The sequence below is a fragment of the Saccharibacter floricola DSM 15669 genome (genome assembly GCF_000378165.1).
GTDB classification, from domain to species: domain Bacteria; phylum Pseudomonadota; class Alphaproteobacteria; order Acetobacterales; family Acetobacteraceae; genus Saccharibacter; species Saccharibacter floricola.
Genome location: NZ_KB899333.1, coordinates 13,510 through 33,811 on the forward strand (window position 1 = coordinate 13,510; position 20,302 = coordinate 33,811).

General features: G+C 52.7%; 14 protein-coding genes and 1 tRNA gene. 9 read left to right on the forward strand and 6 right to left on the reverse strand.

Annotated elements, in window-relative coordinates:
• Nucleotides 1–7: 7 nt before the first annotated feature.
• Both F457_RS0100085 and F457_RS0100090 read right to left on the reverse strand, forming a co-directional pair.
• Entirely contained in the window at nt 8–781 is a 774-nt protein-coding gene (locus tag F457_RS0100085) for a site-specific integrase (RefSeq protein WP_018979083.1), read from the reverse strand.
• Nucleotides 782–1,032: 251 nt separating this feature from the next.
• Nucleotides 1,033–1,109, reverse strand: a tRNA-Arg gene (locus tag F457_RS0100090).
• Nucleotides 1,110–1,244: 135 nt separating this feature from the next.
• Here F457_RS0100090 and F457_RS0100095 point away from each other — a divergent pair.
• Nucleotides 1,245–2,741, forward strand: coding sequence for a DNA recombination protein RmuC (locus F457_RS0100095; protein ID WP_018979084.1), 1,497 nt, complete (start codon nt 1,245–1,247; stop codon nt 2,739–2,741).
• A 7-nt stretch (nt 2,742–2,748) separates the two neighbouring features.
• Here F457_RS0100095 and F457_RS0100100 read toward each other — a convergent pair whose 3' ends face one another.
• Nucleotides 2,749–3,765, reverse strand: a complete 1,017-nt coding sequence (locus tag F457_RS0100100; RefSeq protein WP_018979085.1) for an alpha/beta fold hydrolase — start codon at nt 3,763–3,765, stop codon at nt 2,749–2,751.
• 68 nt (nt 3,766–3,833) lie between these two features.
• Between F457_RS0100100 and polA the strand changes: the two genes are divergently transcribed.
• From polA to F457_RS0100115, 3 genes are read left to right on the forward strand one after another with little or no spacing between them, the layout of a single operon-like run.
• Entirely contained in the window at nt 3,834–6,590 is a 2,757-nt protein-coding gene (gene polA, locus F457_RS0100105) for a DNA polymerase I (RefSeq protein ID WP_018979086.1), read from the forward strand.
• Nucleotides 6,580–7,212, forward strand: a complete 633-nt coding sequence (locus F457_RS0100110; protein ID WP_018979087.1) for an SCO family protein — start codon at nt 6,580–6,582, stop codon at nt 7,210–7,212. Before polA ends, F457_RS0100110 begins: the two co-directional genes overlap by 11 nt.
• 12 nt (nt 7,213–7,224) lie before the next feature.
• Nucleotides 7,225–7,890: an HAD family hydrolase gene (locus tag F457_RS0100115; protein WP_018979088.1), complete on the forward strand. Its 666-nt coding sequence runs from the start codon at nt 7,225–7,227 to the stop codon at nt 7,888–7,890.
• Here F457_RS0100115 and F457_RS0100120 read toward each other — a convergent pair.
• On the reverse strand, nt 7,887–9,740 hold the full coding sequence (locus F457_RS0100120) for a glycosyltransferase family 8 protein (RefSeq protein ID WP_018979089.1): 1,854 nt from the start codon (nt 9,738–9,740) through the stop codon (nt 7,887–7,889). The genes F457_RS0100115 and F457_RS0100120 overlap by 4 nt on opposite strands.
• Before the next feature lie 88 nt (nt 9,741–9,828).
• Nucleotides 9,829–11,064, reverse strand: a complete 1,236-nt coding sequence (gene purD / locus F457_RS0100125; protein WP_018979090.1) for a phosphoribosylamine--glycine ligase — start codon at nt 11,062–11,064, stop codon at nt 9,829–9,831.
• A gap of 69 nt (nt 11,065–11,133) precedes the next feature.
• On the opposite strand from purD, the gene xseA reads away from it, so the two are divergent.
• Both xseA and F457_RS0100135 read left to right on the forward strand, forming a co-directional pair.
• Complete coding sequence (xseA, locus tag F457_RS0100130; RefSeq protein WP_018979091.1) at nt 11,134–12,651, forward strand: exodeoxyribonuclease VII large subunit; 1,518 nt, start codon at nt 11,134–11,136, stop codon at nt 12,649–12,651.
• Entirely contained in the window at nt 12,648–13,052 is a 405-nt protein-coding gene (locus F457_RS0100135) for a hypothetical protein (RefSeq protein WP_156809294.1), read from the forward strand. The genes xseA and F457_RS0100135 overlap by 4 nt, the downstream gene beginning before the upstream one ends.
• Before the next feature lie 352 nt (nt 13,053–13,404).
• On the opposite strand, the gene F457_RS0100140 is transcribed toward F457_RS0100135, so the two are convergent.
• Nucleotides 13,405–16,065, reverse strand: a complete 2,661-nt coding sequence (locus tag F457_RS0100140) for an Rne/Rng family ribonuclease (RefSeq protein WP_026294034.1) — start codon at nt 16,063–16,065, stop codon at nt 13,405–13,407.
• A gap of 583 nt (nt 16,066–16,648) precedes the next feature.
• On the opposite strand from F457_RS0100140, the gene F457_RS11715 reads away from it, so the two are divergent.
• From F457_RS11715 to F457_RS0100155, 3 genes are all read left to right on the forward strand, one after another.
• Nucleotides 16,649–17,488 carry an N-acetylmuramoyl-L-alanine amidase family protein gene (locus tag F457_RS11715; RefSeq protein WP_018979094.1) on the forward strand — a complete coding sequence of 280 codons (840 nt, stop codon included), beginning with the start codon at nt 16,649–16,651 and terminating at the stop codon, nt 17,486–17,488.
• A gap of 203 nt (nt 17,489–17,691) precedes the next feature.
• Nucleotides 17,692–19,266, forward strand: a complete 1,575-nt coding sequence (locus F457_RS0100150) for a 2-isopropylmalate synthase (RefSeq protein WP_018979095.1) — start codon at nt 17,692–17,694, stop codon at nt 19,264–19,266.
• A gap of 60 nt (nt 19,267–19,326) precedes the next feature.
• Complete coding sequence (locus tag F457_RS0100155; RefSeq protein WP_018979096.1) at nt 19,327–20,094, forward strand: sulfite exporter TauE/SafE family protein; 768 nt, start codon at nt 19,327–19,329, stop codon at nt 20,092–20,094.
• Nucleotides 20,095–20,302 lie beyond the last annotated feature (208 nt).

The window sequence follows — 20,302 nt, forward strand, 5'->3', positions numbered from 1 at the left end:
ATTATGGTCAAGTATTGCAATATCGGAAAAAGACGGCCCCTGTTGTGCTTCCGGTCCGGCTATCTTGTGCCTGTAATTGTTGCACGGTTTCATGAATTTTCCTGGGGCTGGCATGAGAGGAACGAACCAGAGATCGTTCATCCTTATGGCCAGTATAGCTTTTGGCAAGATTGATATTGTCCCATATCATGTTGAACGCTTCTGAACGGCGCGTGCCTTGATGAAAACAGAAGAGGATCAGAGCGGCGGCATTTCTAGTCGTCGGGCCTTTGAAATGATGGAGGATAAGGGGCAGCTCTTCATCACTAACACGACGGCTGCGGCGTTTGTCGGCATATTCAATGCTGCTGATATAACGGGAAGAGGCGTAGTTGATTAGATCAGTGTCATGCTCACGATTAAGGAAATTGATAGCGGTTTCGATTAGGCTAAGCCGCTTATTGATTGTGGCACCTTTTAACGGGATATTCTTTATCGCTTCACGAAAGGTGCGCACATCGGCTGCTTTCCTCTCGGTTAAGAGGCAGGAGAGGGATGGGAGCTTGCCGACTTGATTGAGCAATGTGCAGGTGTGACTGTTATAACTGGTTTTACCGGTATTTCTATGATGTTCCTGAAAGGCTTCCAACAGGTTCACCACGAACCAATCCTTAAAAGGAGAAGGGGCTAGTGGTTCGGAGGAAGGTATCAGATGTAGAGAAGCTTCCTTGTCACGGTGCCATTGAATGGCGGTTTCAAGGTTGTCTAATATATCAATGCTTGCTGAGAAGGTTTTGGACACTCTCTGCCTATGTGAGCTGAAGCGCACTTCAATGGAATGACGGCCTCGGAGGTGGTAGCCTTTATGGTTTTTCAAACGGTGATTGAGTTTTTCCAGGACGGACGTAGGTAGTAATCTGTTTCCCATCAGAGTGATCTCTCAACCCGATCTGACTGGCATAGCGTCATGGCTTGGGTTAAAATTGGGTCAATTTTCTGCGGGATGGCCCTATACTTAAAAGTGAACAATGACAGAAAACTGGGGGGAATCGATGGTGGACCCGGCGCGATTCGAACGCGCGACCTCTGCCTTCGGAGGGCAGCGCTCTATCCAGCTGAGCTACGAGTCCATGGGCGCTCTTTTATCGTGTTGGGGGGGATTTGACCAGCCCTTCTGTGAGAAAAACTGCTGCTGTTATGAATAAGTGCCTTGAGAAAATGTTATACTCTTATAAAGCGCAGGAAATACGTATGGAGTGTAAACGGTGGGTATAGAATTCATTTTATTAATTGTCGTGATTATTCTTCTCATCGTGAATGTGTTTCTATCGCTGCGTAAAACAACATCTTCACCGCTCGATGCACGATATTTGGCTTCTATCGAACAGCTTCCCACTGCTTTGCGTGAAGAAGGACGTTTTGCGCGGGAGGATGTGCGCAGCGTTTTGCAGGATCAGTATCAAAAAACGCAGACATCTTTTGGGGAGTTGGGAAAATTTCAAGCGGAGCAGCTTTCTGCTATGCGACGGGAGGCGATGGAAGGGCGAAGGCATTTAGAAGAGGCCTTACAACGTCATGTGGAAAGCTTTTCCAGTGCGCAAACGTCGCGTCTTAAAGAGATGAACGAGGCGGTGCAAGGTCTGTCTGATCGCTTGCTGGCAGGGCAAGAGAAGGGCTTTGATGACGTGCGTTTTTCTCTGAAGGAGGTCACTGACAAGGTGAGCTCGCTGATTGAGGTGAACGCGACGGCGCAGGAGAAGCTCCGTGAGACCGTGTCAGGGTCGTTGACCAATTTGCAGCGTGATAATGCGGAAAAACTTGAGCGGATGCGCGCGACGGTGGAAGAAAAACTGCAGGGCACTCTCGAAAAGCGCCTCGGTGAATCCTTTCGGCTGGTGAGTGACCGCCTAGAGCAGGTTCATAAAGGGCTGGGTGAGATGCAGTCGATCGCGACGGGGGTGGGAGACCTCAAGCGTGTTTTAAGTAATGTAAAGTCGCGCGGTGGCTGGGGAGAAGTGCAGCTCGGGATGTTGCTTGAGGATATGCTGACGGGTGAGCAATATCAAAGCAATGTGCATATACCTCCGTCTAGCACAGAGGTTGTTGAATATGCTGTTAGACTGCCGGGGAAAGAGCATGATGATCAGCCGGTTTGGCTCCCGATAGACGCAAAGTTCCCTTACGAGGATTATGACCGTCTTCTTAATGCTCAGGAGAGTGGCGATGTTGAGGCAACAGAACGGGAAGGCAAAGCATTAGAACGCGAGGTGAAGGCACAGGCGAAGAAAATTTGTGAGCATTATGTGCACCCGCCTTATTCCACAGACTTTGCTATTATGTATCTCCCAACAGAAGGGCTTTTTGCGGAGGTCATTCGGAGGCCAGGTCTGATCCGTCAATTGCAAAAGGATCATCGTGTTATTGTGCAGGGGCCTACGACGTTGTCGGCTTTATTGAGCAGCTTGCAAATTGGGTTTCGCACCCTCGCGATTGAGAAACGATCAAGTGAAGTATGGCATGTGCTGGGTGCGGCGAAGGCTGAGTTTGGGAAATATGGACAGGTTTGGGAAAAGTTGGGCAAACAGCTTGATACCGCACGACGCACGGTGGAAGAAGCCGGGCGGAGAACGCGCGCTGTTGAACGCAACTTGAAGCGGGTGGAAACGCTGGAACAGCCCGAAGAAAGCTCAAACCATGGAGGGCTTCCATATGATTTGGGGCGGTCATTTGATGCGTCGGAGGATGAAGAGCCCCTTGCATAAGGGGGCGTCATTGCGTTTCGTAGAGCCAACGCCATTGCGTGGCGGCGAAGTCTCCACCAGAGGGGAGAAACGCTTCAGGGTTGTTCATCCATGCCAAAATATCATCGCTTACGCCTCGTTTGTCGCGTGTGAGGAGATGGTGCGCGCCATCAATGGAATCAAAGCGTACTGTTGAGGGGAGGCGCTGGAGCAGGGAGCGTGTGGCAAAGGGTGGGACGAACTGGTCATTACTCCCGTAAATCAGCAGCACGGGCGTGCGCACAGACGGCGCGTCATTCAGCGCGTGTGTCATGAGATGTGTCAGGCCATCAAGCGCCTCAACCGTGGTGCCGTGTTGGGTGAGAGGATCAAAGAACATTCGGCGGAGAGCGGCGAGATTGTCGGTAGCAATGCGGCGATGGCCGGGGATATGCGCCCCTGTGAGGCGTTTATTGGGGGTGAGAAGCGTCCAACCATCCAGAATCGTTTGTAAGGGCTGGCCAATATCGACCGTGGCAGGGGCGAGCAGGATCGTTTTGACGGAAGAGGGCGTACTGGGCTGGGCCGCTAGGAGCAAAGCTGTTGCCCCACCCATGCTTTCGCCCATGAGATAGAGCGGGGTATGAGGCCAGTGTTGCTGCACCCAAGCGAGTTCTTCTTTCGCATCAGCGATCATACGCGGGGTACTGCTCCACTGATGAGGGGCGAGGGCTTGGCCAAAACCGCGCGCATCGGGAGCGATGATGAGGATATTCTGGGCGTTAAAAGCCGGCGCCATGCTTTCCCACGCGTCACGACTATCGCCAAAGCCATGGAACGCGAGAATGACGGCGCATGGTTTCTGAGGTGCAGGTGAAGGGTAAAAACGGAGGGGGATAGAGGCCCCATCACTCATTGTCAGGTGGGTGTCTGCGGGGATGAGCGCGGCCTCTTGGGCCGTATGGCGGAAATGCGATGGGGGCGGTACGTGTGCGCAACTGGCCGCGGCGTAGAGGGGGAATAAACGCAAAAAATGACGAAGTGAAGAAAGGCGTTTTGAAACCATTGGGAAGTCGCTTATCATGGCAGCATTATTGATGAGTATAGGCTGAGAAAGCCAAATGGGGGAAGTGCGTGGCGTCAGAGACAAAGCATCTGGTCTTAGTGGATGGGTCTGGATTTATCTTTAGAGCATTCTACGCCATCCCTGCGATGAGCAGCCCCGACGGGGTGCCTGTTAATGCGGTGTACGGCTTTACCAACATGCTTTCGCGCCTGCTAAAAGACCATGAAGGCCAGCCGATCGCTGTTATTTTTGACGCGGCGCGTAAGACGTTTCGTAACGATATTTACCCTGACTATAAGGCGCATCGTCCACCGCCACCGGAAGATCTGCGTCCGCAATTTGATCTGATCCGTAAAGCAACGGAAGCGTTCGGAGTGCCAGCCATAGAGTTACCGGGATGGGAGGCAGACGACCTTCTGGCGACTTATGCGCGCTTGACGGTGGAGCAAGGGGGAACATGCACGATCATCTCATCTGACAAGGATTTGATGCAGCTTGTGCGCCCCGGTGTCATGCTCAAAGACCCGTTGAAGCAGAAACCCATTGGGGAAGCCGAGGTTGAGAAGAAGTTTGGCGTCTCACCGGCTCAAGTGGTGGATGTGCAAGCTTTGATGGGCGACGCAACGGATAACGTGCCCGGCGTGCCGGGGATTGGCCCAAAAGGCGCGGCACAGCTAGTGCAGGAATATGGCAGTCTGGAAGCGATTTTAGACGCAGCGCCGTCGATGAAGAAGTCCAAACGCCGTGAAAATTTGATTGAATATGCGGATTTAGCGCGTATTTCCAAACAGCTTGTGTTGTTGGCTGACCAAGTGGCGGTGCCGCGTCCTGTTGAGGAGTTGCATGTTCATCCAACGGAGGGGGAAAGCCTGCGTCATTGGCTGGAAAGTATGGGGTTCGGCTCCATTTTGCAGCGCATGGGCTTTACCCGTAAAGCGCGCCACCCAGCGGCTGAACCTTCGCAAGATAATGTGGAGGAAGACGTCGCTTCTGCACCGCAAGCGGCGTTTGGGCCTTATGAGACGGTTATGACGACTGAAGCGCTGGAAAGTTGGATTGCGGCGGCTCGTAAGGCAGGGGCTGTTGCGGTGGATACCGAGACAACGGGGCTGAATGCCCGAACAGCCGAGCTAGTGGGTATTTCGTTAGCAACAGAAGCGGGGAAGGCCTGTTATATCCCCCTCTGTCATGAAGGCACGTTGGAGGCCCCCGTTGGTCAGCAGCTTGATGTAAAGGCTGTGTTAGAGACGCTCGCGCCCTTAATGAAGGATGAGAGCGTCCTCAAAATCTTTCAAAACGCGAAATATGACCTCACGATTTTTCGCCAAGCAGGATTGCGAGAGATTGCCCCTGTTGATGACACGATGTTGCTTTCCTACGTGCAATCGGCTGGTGCGCATGGGCAAGGGATGGACGAGCTTTCCCGGCGTCATCTTGGTCATACGCCGATCACCTATGACGAGGTGACAGGGAAAGGGCGCAATCGTATCGCTTTTACGCATGTTACCCTTGAGCGCGCAACGGCGTATGCGGCGGAAGATGCCGATGTGACGTTGCGGCTTTGGCAGGTTCTGCGGGCATCATTGCCGCATCAACAGGCCGTGGCGTTGTATGAGGAGATGGAACGCCCTCTTATATCTGTTCTGGCGGATATGGAAGAGGTGGGCATTGGCGTTGATGCTGAGGAATTGCGCCGTCTGTCGGACGATTTTGCCCGGCGTATGCGCGAGATGGAAAGTGCGATTTATGATCGCGCAGGGCGAGAGTTTAATATTGGTTCGCCCAAGCAGTTGGGTGAAATCTTGTTTGACGAGATGGGCCTCCCCGGTGGGAAGCGCACCAAAACCGGCGCATGGGGCACGGATTCCAGCGTATTGGACGGGTTGGCAGAGAAGGGCCATGATCTGCCCACGCGTATTCTCAACTGGCGTCAGCTGGCCAAGCTGAAATCAACCTATGCGGATGCGCTGGTGAAGTTGATGGATACTAAGACGCACCGTATCCACACGACGTTCCAAATGGCGGTGACGACGACGGGGCGTCTCTCGTCCAATGAGCCGAATTTGCAGAATATTCCGATCCGCACAGAGGAGGGCGCGCGTATTCGTCAGGCGTTTAAAGCGGCGAAGGGGCGGAAGATCGTTTCCGCCGATTATAGCCAAATTGAACTACGTCTCTTAGCGCATGTGGCTCAGATTGAACCGCTCTTGGAAGCGTTTCGCTTAGGGCAGGATATTCATGCACGCACCGCGTCTGAAGTGTTTGGTGTGCCGTTGGAAGGGATGGACGCGCTCACGCGTCGCCGGGCGAAGGCCATTAATTTCGGTATTATTTACGGTATTTCCGCTTATGGGCTTGCGCGTCAGTTGCAAGTGCCACAATCGGAGGCGAAGCGCTATATTGAGGCTTATTTTGAGCGCTATCCCGGAATTTTGGCCTATATGGAAGGCGTGAAAGAAGAAGCACGAGACCAAGGCTATGTGCTGACGCCGTTTGGGCGCCGTTGTTATGTGCCTGAAATTAAGGCAAAGCAGGCAGCACGTCGTTCTTATGCCGAGCGCCAAGCGATTAATGCCCCGCTTCAAGGAGGGGCTGCGGATATCATCAAGAAAGCGATGGTGCGCCTTGCGCAGGTCTTACCACAGAGTGGTCTTCAGGCCCGTATGATGCTGCAAGTACATGATGAGCTTCTTTTTGACGTTGCTGATGAAGATGCAGAAAAGCTTGCCGCACTTGTGCAGCAGGAAATGGAACAGGCTGCCACGCTGGATGTGGCATTGTCGGTTGAAACAGGAATAGGACAAAGCTGGTCAGATGCGCACTAAAAACAAACAACCTCTTTCACCAGAGCGGCGGCGGCTTCGACGTTTTGGCGTTGTGGTGGCGGCGTGCTTTGTGTTGGGCAGCCTATTGGGCTATGGCGGCTTCTATTGGGCCTCTCATGCAGGGCGTGGTGCTTTGGTGAGCGCAGAGGGCAATCCTGTTGGTGGGAATTTCCGTGTCGCCTCAATGGGTGGGTCTATTGTGACAGAAGGGGAGTTCCGTGGTTCTTGGCTGATTGTCTGGTTTGTTGATCCGCGCTGCCCTGCTCAACGCTGTATGCCAGCGCTGAAGCGCCTCGATAGCGTGGCAGCCCGTCTGCATCAGGAAGGCCATTCTGTGTCACCTTTGGTGGTATCGCTGGATGCAACGGCCCCCAATACGGATGATCTGCAAGATTATGTGATGAACAATGCGCCTCATACCGTGCCAGCTTATGCAAGTCAGAGCATGATTGAAGCGATGACGGACCTGTATCATGCGCCTTTGACGAAAGAAGATGGCTATTATATCCCAGCGCCTTCTTTTGTTGTGATGAGCCCTCAAGGTCGCTACGCTGCGAGCGTGCCGACGGCCCTAGATGAAGAAAGCCTTATGCGGCGCCTTCATGCTGTGATTACCCCATAAGAAAGACGGTTTATGCCCCGCTTCCCTGTTCTGTTACTTGATTATGATGGCACGTTGGCCGAAACACGTCCTGCTATTTTAAGGAGTTTGAGTGAGGCTTTTGCCGACCAAGGGCTTACGCCGCCATCGCCTGAAACATTGGGGCGTCAGCTTGGGCGTGGTGGAACGCTTAAAGAGTTTTATCAGGCAATGGTCTCTGGGAGCACAGCAGAAGAGGGGCTGGCTTTTGCTGCGGCATATCGTAAGCATTATATCCAAGCTGACTTGGAAGAAACACACCTATATGACGGTGTTCATGAGGTCTTAGACGCTCTGGTGAAACGTGGTCATCAGCTTGTTGTGCTGAGCAACAAACATGCCCCAACGCTTGGGCCGAGCTTGGAGCGCTTTGACCTTAAAAAATACCTGACAGCCTTTATGGGGGCAGAGGACGATAAGCCACGCAAACCTCAAAAAGAGGTGCTGACTGAGCGTGTGCGTCCGCTTTTCCCCAATGTGCCTATTTCCGATTTTCTGATGGTTGGAGATACAACGGCTGATCTTGGTTTTTCTCGCAATACAGGGATTGCTTCGTGCTGGGCAAGTTATGGCCATAGCACAGAGGAAGCCATTGCGAGCATTCTGACGCCGGACTATCGCATAGACCGGCTGTCAGAGCTTCTGGACGTTCTATCCTAAAACTTTGTCAGCTTACGGATAGCGGTATTGACTTGGTCGAAAACCTGCGTGAACGCGCTGGCATAATCCCCATCAGGATCAATCCATGGTTTGAGACCGCCCCCATAATGAATAATATGGGGGTCTTGGCGGGTCTCAAAGTAACGCTTTTTCCACGGCTCTGGCAGATCACGCGCTAAGGAGAGAGCCTCATTCCCACAGAGGACATTCCAATGTTCGTCAAAAAGACAAAGAGTGTCTTTGAAGACGGCGTTGAGAATGTCTTGGTCTTGCATCCACAAATTTTGCGGGATCATGGACAGACATTGCTCCATCTGTGCATCCGTAATGCGCGGCACATTGAAGATCATGACGCCTGCTTGGAAATAATCTTCGGGTCTTTCTAACCCAAGAGCAACCTTTTGATAGTCAAGTTCCTCCATATTACCAAAATCTTCACCATGAGGGCCACGGCACTCATGAGGTGAGCGATGGCGCATATGGCGTACGGACATGCGAAGAACATCACGCACTGCTCCGATGGCTTTGCTGTCATCCATCTCTTTGAGAAGAAGAGAAAGATCGCGACGTACGATTACATCAGAATCGAGGTAGATGACGTAGCGGTGATCAGGGAAAAGAGAGGGGATGCGCAGCCGGTAATAGGTCTGGCGGGCAAAATGCCAGCGCGTCGGGAGGTCGAGGGCTGAGAATTCATCGCTAACATCCATAAAAGTAATAGATGAGCGGTCTGTTGTGAAAAGCTTCCGACCAATATCTAAAGCATGTTCATTGAGCCCTTCATGGAGAACAAAGAACGCAAAAGGTTGGTCGAGTGGCGCTGTGTTGAGAACAGAGCGTAAAACGGTAAAGCCATAGCGTGCATAATTGGAATCAAACGCCACAACGACTGTAATGGGCTCAGATGGAAACTGTGCTGAGTGTGGGACGCTTGCTGCTGTTGTTATCTTCGCGGCTGGTGACGCGTGGATGAGGGCGGCGCGCACATGGGCAAGGGTGGCATCAAAATGTTCCATATAAGGCCGTGGAGGCCCGCCTAGCCATGGTTTTGGGTCACCTGGGAAATGGATAATAGCGGGGTTGTTGAAGGCTTTTCCGTAGTCTTCAGCCCATTGTTTGGGCAGAAAAGGCGAATTGGCAAGGTTAGGCCCCCAATCAGAGGGGGTGCTGACCATGTTCCAGCGTTCATCAAGAAAATGCGTTTCTCCGTAGAATACTGCGTTAAGAATATCTTGGTCAGGCAGCCAATGCGGTGTTTGGAGTTTTTGAAAACACTGAGTGACTTTTTCATCGTTAATGCGTGGAATATTGTACACCAGCACGCCAGACTGAAAATAGTGATCAGGGTTTGAAAGGCCGAGATTGGTTCGCTCGTACTCTTCTTGTGGTTGCCCGCCACAATCTGGGGGAGCGTTAGTGTTATTGACGCGTGAGGTCTTGCGGAGTGTGTCATGCACAACGCCGAGGGACTTTTGATCATCCATAGCGTCCAACAAACGGCCGAGATCGTCTTTTACGACGACGTCTGAATCAAGGTAAATAACCTTGTTGAGGTCTTTAAAGATACGAGGAATGGCGAGACGATAATAAATCGTCCGTGTAAAATACATGGGGATGATAAGGTCTGTATTCTCGAAATACGGCTTAACATCAACAAAACGAATAGATGAACGACGTGTATCAAAAAGCTGATGAGCTTTATCAATAAGTGTTGGGTCTATTTCCTCATAGAGGACAAAGAAGGAAAAAGATCGATCCGAACGGTTTAGAATAGACTGTAAAACCGTAAATCCGTAGGTCGCATATTTCTCATCAAACGCCATGACGACGGGGATTGTTTCGGTGCTCACTCACTCTGTCCTTATGTGAAAAATAGTGTCTATAGATCCATCAGGCGGCTACCAGCGGTCGTAACTGGCAGCCGTACCGCTATCCTCTTTACACAGCGCCAATATCGCTGCGGAGCATTTTATCATCCCATTGGATGGTTGCGGCAGCTTCATAGGCACGAGCGCGTGCTTGCGCAGGGGTTTTCCCAGTGGCGCAGACGGTCAAGACACGTCCACCAGAGGCGATAAGCTTCCCGTCTTTCAGTGCTGTTCCTGCATGGAAAAGCTGAACTCCTGGGAGGGTTTCAAGCCGTTCTGTCCCTTCAATAATGCCTCCTTTCTTGGGGGCATCTGGGTAGCCCTTGGCCGCTAAGACGAGCGCGATAGACGGTTTTTCGGAGAAAGTAATCGCCTCTTGAGACAGTGTTCCGTCTGCTAAATTCTTTAAAATAGGCAGGAGATCACTTTCAAGACGAATGAGGAGCGCTTGTGCCTCTGGGTCTCCAAAGCGGACATTATATTCAATCAGCTTTGGGCCTTCTTCCGTAAGCATCAAGCCTGCGAAGATGACACCACGGAAAGGCGTGCCACGGCGTTTCATCTCGGCAAGCATGGGGCGAACGGTGAGGTCGAGTGCTTTTTCTTGGGCATCGCGATCAAAATCAGCAGGAGGGCAAATGGCGCCCATACCGCCTGTATTGGGGCCGGTATCGCCATCGCCAACGCGTTTATGGTCACGCGCGGCACCAATCAGCACGGCGTCATCATCGGCACAGAACGCAAAGAGAGAGACTTCCCGCCCAACGAGGCATTCTTCAATCACTAAGGGTAGACCCAGCTGATGCACGGCGTGTTCGGCTTCTTCCACCGTCTGGGCGACGATCACGCCTTTCCCGCCGGCAAGCCCATCAGCCTTAATGACGATAGGGGCCCCTTGCTCGCGAATATAGCGCAGGGCTGCGTCTTTATCATGGTCAAAACGCTGCCAGCGTGCTGTGGGAATCCCGGCTGCATCAGCGACTTCTTTCGTGAAGGCTTTGCTCCCCTCAAGCGCGGATGCTGCTTGAGAAGGGCCTGCACAGGCAATGTTCGCTTGGGCACATGCATCGGTAAGCCCGGCGACTAAAGGGGCTTCAGGCCCTGGAACGATCAGGTCGATGTTCTGTTCACGAGCGAACTGAACGAGCGCGTCAATATCATCCGCGCGAATATCCACACAGTGTGCCGATTCGGCCATGCCGGGATTGCCTGGGGCTGCGTAGAGCGTTTCAAGCAAAGGAGAGCGGGCAAGGGCTGTGGCTAGCGCGTGCTCGCGCCCTCCAGAACCAACCAGAAGAACACGCATGCAGGAATTTCCTTTCGATGACCTAATTTCGGGCTTCGTTTGTACCTAAGCTTAGCATAAACTGCCCCCATGATGGAAAGTGAGAGCGTGTTCCCCTTTGGTCAGTCAGGCGCGAAAGCGTCGAATATTCCTGAATATTCTGTATCGGATATTTCGGGTGCGATTAAACGTACGCTTGAAAACGCCTTTGGCCGCGTGCGTATTCGCGGTGAAATTACAGAATTAAAGCGCTACGCCTCGGGGCATATGTATTTATCGCTCAAAGATGAGGGCGGTAAGATCTCAGGTGTCATCTGGCGTGGTAAAGTCGCTCATCTTGGCCTCACACCCGAAAATGGCACGGAAGTGATCGCGACAGGGCGGGTTTCTTCTTATGGAGAGCGCTCGAACTATCAGTTTTTGATCGACCGCATGGAGTTTGCTGGGGAAGGGGCTCTGCTTGCTCGGATAGAACGGCTTCGTGTTCAGCTTCGTGACGAGGGGCTGTTTGCGAGCGAGCGGAAAAAGCCGCTTCCTTTCTTGCCGCGCACGGTTGGTGTTGTGACGTCACGTTCTGGTGCCGTTTTGCATGATATCTGCACGACGATTTCACGGCGGTTCCCTCGGCCTGTGACACTTTGGCCCGTGGCGGTGCAAGGCGAGGGAGCTGTGAAACAGATTGTGCAGGCGGTTAAGGGGATCGCACAGCTCCCATCCCCTCCTGATGTCTTGATCGTTGCGCGTGGTGGTGGGTCACTCGAAGATTTGATGGCGTTTAATGATGAAGCCGTTGTTCGTGCTGTTGCGGCGTGCCCATTGCCGGTGATTTCTGCTGTTGGACATGAAACAGACACAACCTTGATCGACTATGCGTCTGATCGTAGGGCGCCAACACCAACGGCCGCGGCGGAATTGGCGGTGCCGTTACGGTCGGAATTAATGGCCGATCTTACTCATCGCACAGCGCGGCTCACGGGAGGGCTGTCCTCCTTATTGCAGCACTATAAAATGCAGCTGCAACATGTGACGAGCCGGATGCCAGATTTGCCGAGTATGCTCGATACCGCGCGTATGCGTTTAGATGACCGTGGGCAGAGGCTTGAACTTGCGCTTCCGGCTTTTGTCATGCGTGCTCGTGCCCGACTTGGCGGGGCTGCGCACCATCTTCCGACGCCGGAAACATTGCTCACGCGCCGGAGTGTTGCGCTTGAGAGGGTGTCTTCTGTGCTGGAAGGAAGTTGGCAGACCCTTCTGCAACAACGGCGTATGGCCTTGCTCCGCTATCCGTTAAGGCTTGAGACTATCCGTGCGCAAATAACCTTGCAAAAGACACGGCTGGATGGCGTGGCTGGGCACTTAGAAGCGGTTTCTCCACAGGCCATTTTGGAGCGGGGCTATGCGATGGTGCAGGATGGTGACGGGCAACCCATTACGCGATCCAAACAAGCAGCGGATCAGGCGATTGTCTCCCTCCGTTTTGCAGATGGTCAGCGTCAGGCGCAGCTAGACCCCGCAGCCGGCGAGAGCACAGCTCCTTCATCTGGGAAAAAACGTCGCGTGGTAACGAAAAAAAGACCCTCTCCCTCACAAGGTGAACTTGGGCTATGAGAGATAATAGGCCCAAAGGGTATGATGGTGGAGGCAGTATGTGGGTAAAAAAGACGGGTTTTTGGAGTGTCGCGATCATGGCCATAGAGATGTCAGGCTGCGCCTCAACGCCGCCGGCTCCAACGTCCCATGTTGAGCATACGGCACAGGGTTTTGCTGCTGAAACGCAAACACAGCCGGTTGCGCAGACGAGTGCTTCAGAAATGCAAAAAACGAACCTTCCTTCCGCTCCGCTGAATACTCCGCTTTGTGGTGCCGCCTTGAGAGAGCAAGCGCAGACAGGGGCAGGGCTCTATACGCAGGGCATGACCAGCGGTAATAGCTGCGCACAAAATGCGTGCTTCCAGCCGCTGACAGGCACGTTCATTTCTCAAAATGGCACGAATAGCGTTTGCCGGTGAGGTATAGCGGAGGCTGACTGTCTTGCGTAAGCATGATGACTAGCGGCGAATGCTCCGCACATACGGCGACTTCAGAAGAGTAGGCAGTCCTTTCTCTTTCGTTGGGCCGGAAATACGTCTCCAGCCTTCTCTGAACCCCGACAGGGCTTAGTGCATTTTTCAGTATAATAGTTGAGCTATGGAAGGGTGGACTCAGTGATCCGTATTCCCCCTGTACTGGCGTTAGGTAATCTCTCCTGCAATGAGCTGGGAAGTGTCGTTATATGCGCCATGATGGCGCGTTGTGAATGATACAAAAAAGGCGGCCGGAATACCGGGCCGCCTTTTTCTTTGCTAGAAAGGGAGGAGCGTTTTAACGCTTCCACCATCCAACACGCCGCTTAGCTGGCTTGGCTTCATCCACATTGATAGGTTGTGGAGCGGCTACCTCTTCCTGAGGAGCAGTCTCAGCCTCTGTTTTTTTGCGCCGTGTTGTGCGGCGTTTGCGCACAGGCTTAGCAGCTTCCTTCGCAGGTTCTTCCTCTGTAGGAGCAGGGGACGGCTCCTCAGTTTGCGCAACAGGCTCTACAGCTGGCGCCGTCTCTTCTGTCTTGCGAGTGCGACGACGACGGCGGGGTGTCTTAGGTGCCGGTGTCTCTTCCTGCGTAGGTGCGGGGCTCTCTTCTGCTTGCTGAGTCCCCTTATCCGTTTCAGTCGGCACTGTCGTTTCTACATCACTAACGTCCGTCTTTTTATTGCGTGTGGAGCGTTTGTGGCGTGTACGACGTGTGGGCTCTTCTTTTGCCTGAGGTGCTTCCTCAGCAACGGAAGGGTCAGCTGCTGCTTCTACAGCACGAGCCGCTTCGGTCTGCTCAATCGCATCAAAGATATCGAACCCTTGGAATGGATCAGCCGGTGTAGGTCCCTGATAAGCTTTGGGCTTGCGAAGCTCAGGCTTGCGGCGTGTTTTGCGTTCAGCCGTTTTGTCTGATGGCGCAGCATCGGTTTCTTTTTTGGAGGAAGCCACACGGCGCACACGCGTGCGACGACGACCGGGCATGAGTTCCCCTTCATCGCGCTTAGGCTCACCGGTTGGCTCAGTAGAAGAGGTTGTTTCTACGGCTTGGTGATTTTCTGGGTTGAGTGTCTCAGCCTGTACGTCCTGCGGCGTGTTGGAGCGACGGCGGCGGCGTGTACGACGACGGCGCGGATTATTATCGTTTTCTTCAGCATGCTGAGGAGCAGCGGCGATCGTCGTTGTTGAGGACTCGGGTGCTTCTCCTTCCACAATTTCAATGGTGCGGACATGATCAGCATTCTGAGGTGCGGGTGCAGGTGCTGGAAGGTCACGGGTCACCTGACGAGGACGTACGCGATCAATACGGTTATCAGCCCCAACAAAGCTGTCATCTGCTTCAAATGTCACTTTGATGTTATGGCGTTTTTCTAGCTCAGCAAGAGAAACACGTTTGCTGTTGAGCATGTACAGCACGATATTAGGCGACACATGAACGGCGAGCTCGGCAGCGCGCTGGCGACACGCTTCCTCCTCAATACTGCGCAAGACATGCAGCGCGGTGCTTTCTACGCCACGAACGGTGCCCGTTCCTTGGCAATGCGGGCAAGGAGAGAGCATGCTTTCAGCAAGGGAAGGACGCAAGCGTTGGCGTGACATTTCCAGTAGGCCGAAATGGGAAATACGACCGATCTGGATCCGTGCACGGTCAAGACGGAGAGAGTCTTTCAGGCGCTTTTCAACCTGGTTGTTATGACGACGGCTTTCCATATCGATGAAGTCGATCACGATCAGGCCGGCAAGGTCACGCAGGCGGAGCTGACGCGCCACTTCTTCTGCTGCTTCCATGTTGGTACGCAGAGCCGTGTCTTCAACATTACGCTGAGAGGTCGATTTCCCGGAGTTTACGTCAATAGCAACGAGGGCTTCGGTTTGGTTGATGACCAAATACCCCCCTGATTCGAGGCGAACCGTCGGGGAGAACATCGCATCAAGATGGCTCTCAACGTGATAATGAGAGAAGAGGCTTTGCCCACGATTTTGCCAAAGGCGAATGCGGTTTGCATTGTTGGGCATAAGCAGGCGCGTGAATTCACGCGCATTCTTCCATGCCGCTTCCCCATCCACATAAACACTCTCAATATCACGAGTGAACAGGTCGCGAATGGCCCGCTTAATGAGGCTTGCTTCCTCATAGACAAGAGCAGGCGCGACAGAGGTGAGTGCGTGCTGGCGGATATCGTCCCATAATTGCAGCAAATAGTCGCAATCACGTGTAATTTCCGCTTCAGGACGGCCTGCACCCGCTGTGCGGATAATCATCGCCATAGAGCGTGGGAGATTGAGGTGAGAGACGATTTCACGCAGGCGTTTACGATCGGTATCCGACGTAATTTTACGGGAGACCCCACCACCGCGCAGGGCGTTTGGCATCAGCACCCCATAACGGCCAGCCAGCGATACGTATGTCGTAAGAGCAGCCCCTTTATTGCCGCGCTCTTCTTTAACCACTTGCACCAGAATGATCTGACGGCGGCGGATCACTTCTTGAATGCGGTAATTACGCAGAAAACGCGCTGTGCGCCGGCTTGCTGTTTGCTCTTCGCCGGTGTCGTGCTCACCACTGACAATTTCTGGATGATGGTCATCATCATCGCTACCATCGGTTTGCTCGTCTTCTTGGGTGGAGTCGAGCTCATCTTGGCTTTGGCCACGCTGTTCGGCAGCGTATTCTTCTTCCTGTAGTTCCAGCAATTTCTCGCGGTCTGCTACAGGGATTTGGAAATAATCAGGGTGGATCTCACTAAAAGCGAGGAAGCCGTGCCGGTTGCCGCCATAATCAACAAAGGCCGCTTGAAGACTTGGTTCAACGCGGATCACCTTAGCGAGGTAAATATTGCCTTTGAGTTGACGGCGGGCTGACGTTTCAACGTCATAATCGTCAATATGCTTGTTGTTCATAACTACAACACGCGTTTCTTCGGCGTGTGTAGCGTCAATGAGCATCTGTTTTGTCATGAAAGACTGGACTCCGTGGCGTATTCAGCAGGTAGGCTCATCTGGCGAATACGCGGATTGTCATAGCGGGCAGAGGTCATCACGGTGCAGGTCGCGCAAGAAGGCCCTATAAAATAGCAGCTTGTTATTGACGCACTATGTTGCATGACGCCCCTGAGTGAAACGGTCCGGCAGTAGCCTCGACATACCGGAAAAATATATGGTCAGCCTTCACGACATTAAAATGTCATGGAGGCTTCTTTTACACAGCCGGAGTGCCTCTATCAGGGTGTGTCAGCTACAAAACAGCTTTTCTTACACCAAACGATAACAGGCACATCACGACAGAATCTACGCGAGATGGGAGCCTAACAGCCTCATCGGATTATCCCACCGGGGCCTCTATGAAGGATCGAACCACTCTCGCTATAGTCTTGTGCGTTAAGATGGCGCAAATATGGTGCTATGGCAAGTTTAGGGATAATTGAAGTATTTTCTGTGCTAAAAGAGAGTGTCTTTCAAGGCTATTTACGAGCAAATTGAGCAGATGCGTTTGCCATAATGGCACAGTCAGAACGTAGAGAATAAGCAAAGGAGGGAGGTCATGCTTTTAACGCGACGTGGCATGATTGGCCTGGCAGCTGGTGGGCTATGGCTCCCTTCTGGAGGTGAGGCACGGGCGCCTTTGCATGTGCGACCACACACCCCAGCCATTTTACGGCATGCTCGGAAACGCCCTGTGATTATGCTCGACCCCGGCCATGGTGGGAAAGACCCGGGCGCGATCGGGGTTTCTGGCACCTATGAGAAGCATGTGTCCGTTGCTGTTGCGCAGGAGCTGCGTCGCCTTCTGATGCGCTCGGGGCAGTATCAGGTGGTGTTAAGCCGTGAGGATGACCGTTTTATCCCTCTAGAAGGACGGGTTGAGCGTGCTCATCGACATAAAGCACAGCTTTTTATGTCGATTCATGCGGATGCGCTGCATCAAGCGAACGTGCGGGGGGCGAGTGTCTATACCTTGTCGCATAAAGCGTCAGACCATCAGACGGCGCTTTTAGCGGCAACCGAGAATAGCGCGGATCGTTATGCCGGTAGCTCTCTCCAAGGGGTATCCCCTGATGTGGAGCAGATTTTGGGTAGTTTGGTGAGTGAGGAAACACGGCGTGGTTCGGCCCATATGGCAGCGAGTGTGATTGGCTCTTTTCAGAACCATGTGCGGCTTTTACGTCATCCTGTCAGACATGCTCATTTTGTGGTGTTAAAATCGGCTGATATTCCTTCTGTATTAGTGGAAATGGGCTTTATGTCTAACCATTTAGATGAGCAAGCGTTGCGGATGGTGCGCCATCGCCAGCAGGTGGCTCAAGCGATGAAACAGGCCATTGACCGCTATTTTATGAATGGGGCGGGGTATACCCAGCTTGATGCATCACGTCTTTTGTAATGCTTTGAAAAAATAAACAACGATCGTCTTGCGTTGAGTGAAAATTCCATATACCGTCCATCGTGATATGACATTGAATGCATGCCTCACCCTACGACTTATCAGCCCCTGAACGCTCTATGATGCGGACGGGATGGTCTGCTGCGTTCAGGGGAAGCCAATAAAAACTGCGCTTTTAATGATAAATTTAGGTGAGGCAAGCGATGTCCTTTCAGCATCCTTCTTTTGGTTCTGTATCTGATGATCGTGTTATTATTTTTGACACGACATTGCGTGATGGTGAGCAATCTCCCGGTTTCTCGATGAATTTGGGCGAGAAGCTGCGTATGGCGCATGCGCTGGCGGCATTGGGTGTTGATGTTATTGAAGCCGGCTTCCCCGTTGCATCCGAGGGCGACTTTGAAAGTGTGCGGCAAATCGCTGAAAATGTGGATGGCTCGGTTATTTGTGCGTTGGCTCGCAGTGGTGGCAAGCGTGACATTGAGGCCGCTGGTGAGGCGCTGAAAAAAGCAAAACGTGGACGAATCCATAACTTCATTTCTACATCACCTCTGCATATGAAGTATAAACTGCGTATGGCGCCAGAACGTGTGCTGGAGTTGATCGCAGAAGGGAATAAGCAGTCTCGTCAATATACTGATGATGTGGAATGGTCTGCTGAAGATGGATCACGCACAGAGCCAGACTTCCTGTGTCGTTGTGTGGAGACCGCTATTCGTCACGGAGCCACAACGATTAATATTCCCGATACGGTTGGCTTTGCGACGCCTGATGAGATGCAAGCTATCTTTACGATGCTGCGTGAGCGTGTTCCAGGAGCTGATCGCGTTATCTTTTCTACGCATAACCATAATGACTTGGGTTTAGCGGTAGGAAATACGTTGGCTTCTTTGGAAGGTGGGGCTCGGCAGATTGAATGCACCATCAATGGGATTGGTGAGCGTGCCGGTAATGCCGCGCTGGAAGAAATCGTTATGGCGTTACGGACACGTCATGATCGGTATGGTTTGAATACGCAGATTGAAACGCCGCGCTTGTTGAGTGTATCGCGCTTGCTGGCTGCAACGACAGGCTTCGATGTTCAGCCCAACAAAGCGATTGTGGGGCGGAATGCCTTTGCCCATGAAAGCGGCATCCATCAGGATGGTGTGCTGAAACATGCGGGTACCTATGAAATTATGACGCCTGAAAGCGTGGGCTGGAACAGCACGTCCTTGGTGCTGGGAAAACATTCAGGCCGTGCGGCTTTCCGCGATAAATTGCGCGCTCTGGGGTATGAAGAGATTGATGACGCGACATTCGCTGCTGCCTTTAAGCGTTTCAAAGAGCTGGCGGATCAGAAAAAGGTCGTGTTTGATGATGATGTGCGGGCTTTGGTGGATGAAGAAGGCCGCGACCATGACCGTGTTGAGTTGAAGTCCTTAACGCTGCAAGGCGGTACGCGCCATGCCGCGCATGTCAGCTTGGAAATGACGGTTGATGGAGAGCTTCGTCAGGTTGAAGCAGAAGGTAATGGCCCGGTTGATGCTGCCTTCCGTGCGATTGGGGAAGCCTTCCCGCATGAAGCAACGCTTGCATTGTTCTCTGTTGGGAATGTGACGGAAGGAACAGATGCGCAAGCACGCACAACGGTGCGTCTGCAAGAGGCCGGGCGTCTTGTTGATGGGCAAGGGAGCGATGCCGATACGGTTGTGTCTGCCGCGCGGGCTTATATCCATGCGCTCAATAAGCTGTTGGTCAAGCGGGAGCGCCGCGCTCCAGAAGAGTTGACTGTTTAAGCCTCTAAAACGGCGCCTCTATAACGAGATGTAGGGTGTAGAGGCGAGGGAGAGTTACCGATGGTACATGGGTGGGTTTATACACTCTCAGGATTGCTGGTTGGTTTTCTAGTTGGCATGACCGGTGTTGGTGGTGGCTCACTCATGACGCCCCTGCTAATTTTGCTCTGCGGTGTTAAGCCGCAGACAGCTGTCGGGACAGACCTTATTTATGCGGCTGTGACGAAGCTGGTAGGGACGACGCTCAACCGACATTTTGGCACGGTTGATTGGCGGATTGTTGGTTGGTTGATGGCAGGGAGTATGCCTGGTGCGCTCATCTGCCTTATTTTTCTGCATCATATGGGAGCCTCGGCCTCAACGGCTCATCTCATTCATGTCGTGCTTGGGGTGAGTTTGTTGATTACCGCTCCAGCTATTTTGTTTCGCCCTTACTTGCAGGCATGGGTGTCTAAGAGAGCTGTTTTTGGTGAGGCACGGGTACGGGGCTTAACGGTGCTACTGGGATTAATTCTTGGTGGTATGGTGGCTCTGTCTTCAGTTGGGGCTGGGGCGATTGGAATGGCCGCTCTTGTGATGCTGTATCCGAAAACACCGATGAGAACGCTCGTTGCTGTTGATATTGCTCATGCGGTTCCGCTTGCGCTGGTGGCCGGAGGAGGGCATTGGCTGCAAGGATCAACGGATTTTTACGTGGTTGCGTGGCTTTTAAGTGGGTCGATTCCGGGGATCTTGTTAGGCACGACATGCGCTGGGCGGTGTCATGAAGGCTTGCAGCGATGGGTGCTGGGCTTGTTGCTGCTCTTAATCGGTTTTAGGATGATATAAAGATTATTCCTGTAAAACTTTTTATGGCGAATGGGATGAAAAACTCTCTTTTGAGGGCTTCATCCTATTTTCTTTGTAATAATTGCTTTTCATTGTGAAGATAGCCTTGCTGAAAAGGGGCTCCTGCCTCTAAATTGCCGCCGAGTACATGGAAGTATTCAGCGTTTTCTGTTTTTATCCTCACAGTTTTGTGAGGCGATCCTTGCCA

Coding starts and splice junctions, on each gene's coding strand:
- purD (WP_018979090.1), bottom strand. CDS start 11,064: ATGCGTGTTCTTCTGGTTGGTTCTGGAGGGCGCGAGCACGCGCTAGCC.
- F457_RS0100150 (WP_018979095.1), top strand. CDS start 17,692: ATGTCCTTTCAGCATCCTTCTTTTGGTTCTGTATCTGATGATCGTGTT.
- F457_RS0100140 (WP_026294034.1), bottom strand. CDS start 16,065: ATGACAAAACAGATGCTCATTGACGCTACACACGCCGAAGAAACGCGT.
- F457_RS0100110 (WP_018979087.1), top strand. CDS start 6,580: ATGCGCACTAAAAACAAACAACCTCTTTCACCAGAGCGGCGGCGGCTT.
- F457_RS0100115 (WP_018979088.1), top strand. CDS start 7,225: ATGCCCCGCTTCCCTGTTCTGTTACTTGATTATGATGGCACGTTGGCC.
- F457_RS0100100 (WP_018979085.1), bottom strand. CDS start 3,765: ATGGTTTCAAAACGCCTTTCTTCACTTCGTCATTTTTTGCGTTTATTC.
- F457_RS0100135 (WP_156809294.1), top strand. CDS start 12,648: ATGAGAGATAATAGGCCCAAAGGGTATGATGGTGGAGGCAGTATGTGG.
- F457_RS0100155 (WP_018979096.1), top strand. CDS start 19,327: ATGGTACATGGGTGGGTTTATACACTCTCAGGATTGCTGGTTGGTTTT.
- xseA (WP_018979091.1), top strand. CDS start 11,134: ATGATGGAAAGTGAGAGCGTGTTCCCCTTTGGTCAGTCAGGCGCGAAA.
- F457_RS11715 (WP_018979094.1), top strand. CDS start 16,649: ATGCTTTTAACGCGACGTGGCATGATTGGCCTGGCAGCTGGTGGGCTA.